This is a genomic window from Streptomyces viridiviolaceus (assembly GCF_014650995.1).
Classification (GTDB): domain Bacteria; phylum Actinomycetota; class Actinomycetes; order Streptomycetales; family Streptomycetaceae; genus Streptomyces; species Streptomyces viridiviolaceus.
The window spans coordinates 1-516 of the sequence record NZ_BMWA01000142.1 but is presented as its reverse complement, the minus strand read 5'-3'; the positions used below and the strand labels follow the sequence as shown (position 1 = coordinate 516).

Sequence of the window (516 nt, the reverse complement as noted above, 5' to 3'; positions counted from 1 at the left end):
TGGATAACGAAACCTTAAAAGCGCCTAAAATCCCTAGCGAAACCGATGCAGAGGGTAAGAAAAAGAAAAAAGAACTGAAAGTTTATAACGCTTATGATTTGCATTTGCATGTCCCTGAGGGGGCTACGCCTAAAGACGGTCCGAGCGCTGGGATCGCTATGGCGAGCGTGATAGCGAGCATTTTATGCGATAGGGCTACAAGAAGCGAGGTGGCAATGACGGGCGAATTGACTTTGAGCGGGGAAGTTTTGCCCATAGGAGGGCTGAAAGAAAAATTGATCGCTGCTTTTAAAGCCGGCATTAAAACCGCTCTCATTCCTGTCAAAAATTACGAAAGGGATTTAGATGAAATCCCTGCTGAAGTGCGAGAGAATTTAAACATCGTTGCGGTGAAAAACATCGCTGAAGTGCTAGAAAAAACTTTACTTTAAAATTTGACATGAAAGCAGGCATTAATGAAAGCAGGCATTATTGGTTTAGGGCTTATGGGGGGGAGTTTAGGGCTGGCCTTGCAAG

1 protein-coding gene is annotated in these 516 nt (G+C 44.6%); it reads left to right on the top strand.

The genetic code is table 11. The features are described from left to right. On the top strand, positions 1-431 hold a 431-nt coding region (locus tag IE260_RS43560; RefSeq protein WP_506005123.1), incomplete at its 5' end, for a S16 family serine protease. Positions 432-516: the final 85 nt, after the last annotated feature.